4 protein-coding genes and 1 rRNA gene are annotated in these 4,032 nt (G+C 68.9%); all 5 read left to right on the top strand.

Annotation, left to right across the window (positions count from 1 at the left end; translation table 11 throughout):
- The coding region (locus tag WEB03_RS05620; RefSeq protein WP_368069972.1) for a branched-chain amino acid ABC transporter permease at positions 1-614 on the top strand (614 nt) is incomplete at its 5' end.
- On the top strand, positions 601-1,464 hold the full coding sequence (locus tag WEB03_RS05615) for an ABC transporter ATP-binding protein (RefSeq protein WP_368069971.1): 864 nt from the start codon (positions 601-603) through the stop codon (positions 1,462-1,464). The genes WEB03_RS05620 and WEB03_RS05615, both read left to right, overlap by 14 nt.
- Before the next feature lie 20 nt (positions 1,465-1,484).
- Positions 1,485-2,519 carry an ABC transporter ATP-binding protein gene (locus WEB03_RS05610; protein WP_368069970.1) on the top strand — a complete coding sequence of 345 codons (1,035 nt, stop codon included), beginning with the start codon at positions 1,485-1,487 and terminating at the stop codon, positions 2,517-2,519.
- Between the two features lie 82 nt (positions 2,520-2,601).
- On the top strand, positions 2,602-3,054 hold the full coding sequence (locus tag WEB03_RS05605) for a hypothetical protein (protein ID WP_368069969.1): 453 nt from the start codon (positions 2,602-2,604) through the stop codon (positions 3,052-3,054).
- Between the two features lie 658 nt (positions 3,055-3,712).
- A 16S ribosomal RNA gene (locus tag WEB03_RS05600) occupies positions 3,713-4,032 on the top strand; the annotation flags it as partial.

Here is a 4,032-nt window from a genome sequence, read left to right as displayed (position 1 = left end):
GTGCCGGCATGCCGGCACCCCGTCCGGCCTTCGCGCTCGACGATGTCCCCTACGCCTACCTCTGCCTCGCGGCCCTCGCGCTGGTGTGGGTCATCGACCGCCGGGTCACCGCCTCCAAGGCGGGTCGAGCCATCCGTGCCCTCCGGGACTCCGAGCGTGTGGCGGCCTCCTGGGGCATCAACGTCACCGGCTACAAGCTGCTGGCGTTCGTCATCTCCGGTGCGGTCGCTGGTCTCGCAGGCGCCCTGTTCGCCTCCATCGAGCAGATCGTCTCCAACCTGACCTTCAGCTTCACGCTGTCGCTGACCTTCCTGTTCATGGCCGTCATCGGCGGCGTCGGGTCACGCATCGGCGTGGTCATCGGTGCGGCACTGATCGGGTCGATGCCGTTCGTCCTCGACCGCGTGTCGGAGAACAACCCCGGCTTCCCGGTCGACGGTTCGGCCGCCACGGTCGTGACCGCGCTGCTGCTGTTGCTCGTCCTCGTCCGGTTCCCGGGCGGCATCGCCCAGCTCCTCGGTGGTGTCGTCCGCTGGTGCAGCTTCCGCCCCTGGAAGGCCACCAACCGTGCCGCCGCTCCGACCCCCACCGGAGGTGACCGTGGCCGCCCGTGATGCGATCGCCGCGACCGTGATCCCGCCCGACGAGGTGACCCGCCCCCGTCCGGACGGGCCGCCCGACGCGCCCGTACCGATCCTGTCCGCCGAGGGCGTCGGGATCCGCTTCGGCGGTCTCCAGGCGCTCGAGGACGTCTCGGTCGCGGTCAACGACGGCGAGATCGTCGGGCTCATCGGGCCGAACGGTGCCGGGAAGACGACCTTCTTCAACTGTCTGACGGGCTTCTACTCGCCCAACACCGGGACCGTCCGGATCCGCGGCGAGGACGTCACCGGCCTGCGACCGGACCAGCGGACGGCCCTCGGCATCGGCCGGACCTTCCAGCAGGTCGGCCTCGTGCGCTCCTTCACGGTGCTGGAGAACCTGCTCGTGGCCCAGCACCGCGGCGTCGGGTACGGGATCGCCGCCGGGTTGCTCGGTACCCCCTCGAGCCGCATCGAGGAACGTGAGCTGCGTGAGCGCGCCCACATCGTGCTCGACCAGCTGGGTCTGGCGCACCTCGCGGACGAGCCGCTCAGCGGTCTGTCCTACGGCATGCTCAAGCAGGTCGAGGCCGCCGCCGTGCTGGCCACCGACCCCGAGGTCCTCCTGCTCGACGAACCGCTGGCAGGGCTCGGTCCGGAGGAGGCCGAGACCTTCGGGGACCGCCTGCTCGGCCTGCGGCGCGATCTCGGGCTGACGATCGTCATCATCGAACACCACGTGCCGTTCATGCTCCGCGTGTGCGACTACGTGTACGTGCTGAACTTCGGCAAGCTCCTCGCCGAAGGTCTGCCCGACGACATCCGCGGGAACCGTGCCGTAGCCGAGGCCTACCTCGGTGCCGGCGCGGTCAGCCTGGCGTGAGGAGCGGCGAGGTGGTCACCGTGACCGACGACACCCACGACGAGGGCGAGGCCCTCGAGCTCGACCACGTCGAGTGGCAGCAGGACGACGACGGGACCGAGTGGTTCGTCCACGAGGGCTGGCGCTACGAGCTCGACGACGACGGGTACGCCTACGCGGTCTCCGAGGTGAGCGAGACGGACGAGGCGTCGCCGCCCAGCGCGACGGACGGAGATGACGCGTCGGCGGGGGAGGGCAGCGTGCAGGTCCTCGACGCGACGACCGCGATCCCCCCCGTCCGCCGCCCGGCGAGCGCCGAGATCCGTGAACCCGCTCCGGCCACCGCGCCGGCACCGGACGACGGGAGCAGCCCGCTGCTGCGCCTGTCCGGCGTGCGGTCCGGGTACGGCCCGCTGCCGGTCCTCCACGGCGTCGACCTCGACGTCCACGAGGGCAAGACCGCCGTGCTCTTCGGACTGAACGGTGCGGGCAAGACCACCACCGCCATGAACGTCTGCGGCGCCCTACCGACCTGGGAGGGCTCGATCGAGTTCGACGGCCAGGACGTCACCAAGTGGAACACCAAGCGGTGTGTCGACGCCGGCATCGTGATGGTCCCCGAGGGCCGGCGGGTCTTCCCGGAGCTCTCGGTCGAGCGCAACCTGCAGGTCGGCTCCTGGAGCCAACGCAAGGACGGGGACTGGGTCGCATCCCAGCGCGAACAGGTCCTCGACTACTTCCCCCGGCTACGGGAACGCCTCGTACAGCTGGCGGGGACCCTCTCCGGCGGCGAGCAGCAGATGCTGGCCATCGCTCGCGGGCTCATGGCCAAGCCCAAGCTGCTGATCGTCGACGAGGCATCGATGGGCCTGGCGCCAGTCATCGTCAAGGACGTCTTCGAGATCGTGCGCGCCATCAACGCCGACGGCGTGACGGTGCTCCTGATCGAGCAGAACGTGGGCGCCCTCGATGTCGCCGACCTCGGGGTGGTCATGTCGCAGGGCCGGATCGTCAAGACCTTGTCCGGAGCCGAGCTGACGGACCGCAGCGTGGTGTCCAAGCTCCTCATGGGGTGACGGACCGTCACGCTGCGCCACCTGACGCGTTGTTGCAGGTACAGCTGCCGCCGACCGGGCGGTGGAGGATGGGAGTTCGACCGTGAAGAACCTCTTCGACCCGAGCAAGCTGCCGGTTCAAGCGGCGGTCGGTCTGGCCGTCGCCGGCTTCGTGCTGATCACGCTCGGTTGGAACGGTGCGGCGAGCGTCGATTTCACCCAGGGCCAGCTCCCGTTCCTGATCTCCGGGGGCGTGGCCGGGCTCGCGCTCGTGCTCGTCGGGTTGACCATGGCGCTGGTCAACGAGATGCGGCGTTCCACGACCGCCGTGCTCGCCAAGCTCGAGCAGCTCGCCGACCGCACCCTCGAGGCCGCCGGGCCGTCGGTGGTCCCCGGATCGGGACCGCACGTCGTGGCAGGACGCACGACCTACCACCTGCCCACGTGCCGCCTGGTGGTCGAACGCGACGACCTGCAGACCATGAGCCCGCAGGAGGCTGGCGAGCGAGGACTGGCGCCCTGCCGCATCTGCGACGCGAGCCAGGCGACCGCCTGACGCGAGGCTCACACCGCCACCAGCGGCACCAGCGTGCGCGCTGAGCGCGGAGAGGTCCGCGGTTTGCGCATCCACGACCGGTGGGGGTAGCTTGCCTCTCACGCGGGACGCCGGTTCGCCGGAACGCCCCGCACGCGCCCCCTCGGGGGCACGCTCCTTCAACTCGGAACCCGGCCGGCCCACCAGCTGGACCAGCTTCGAAGCTCACCGCCGAGCGATCGGCGAGGCGCCCGGAGCCCAGCCAGGACCACCGAGTCCGAGTTGACAGCATCGAGAAGCAGCGGGTACGTTACCCGCTCCGCTCGGCAGGCCGCGAAGTCCGCCGAGTTGGTCGCTCCACTACGACGCGCTAGGCTCACCGAGCCGCGCATCGCATGAGCGACGTAGCAGGCGGAGTCTCCTTCGGAAGCCGGCCCATTTCACCGTGGGCGGAACCCGAAGGTCCGCGACCCCGCTCCTTGAGAACTGCACAGGGTGCCAAAAGCCAGTGACGCACCGATGCGAATCGGTGCATCCCCGTCGATCGGGACGCGCTCGCGAGAGCGCCGAAAGATCGTCGAGTAAAAAGTAGTACCCTTAAGATGAAGAGGGATCAGCTGGTCGTTCGCGACCGGCGTCCTCTCCGTCCATTGATCGACGCTCTTGTAGCAACGATCTCTCAACGGAGAGTTTGATCCTGGCTCAGGACGAACGCTGGCGGCGGGTTTAACACATGCAAGTCGAGGGTCGAAACCTCCTTCGGGAGGCTGAAACCGGCGAACGGGTGAGTAACACGTGAGGAACCTACCCTCTGCTCCGGGATAACCACGGGAAACCGTGGCTAATACCGGATGCTCCGCGCAGATCGCATGATCAGCGTGGGAAAGCTCCGGCGGCAGAGGACGGTCTCGCGGCGTATCAGCTAGTTGGTGGGGTAACGGCCTACCAAGGCGACGACGCGTAGCTGGAGTGAGAGCTCGAACAGCCACACTGGGACTG

It is taken from the genome of Nitriliruptor sp. (assembly GCF_040882075.1).
GTDB lineage: Bacteria > Actinomycetota > Nitriliruptoria > Nitriliruptorales > Nitriliruptoraceae > Nitriliruptor.
This window is presented reverse-complemented; position numbering and strand designations above follow the sequence as displayed.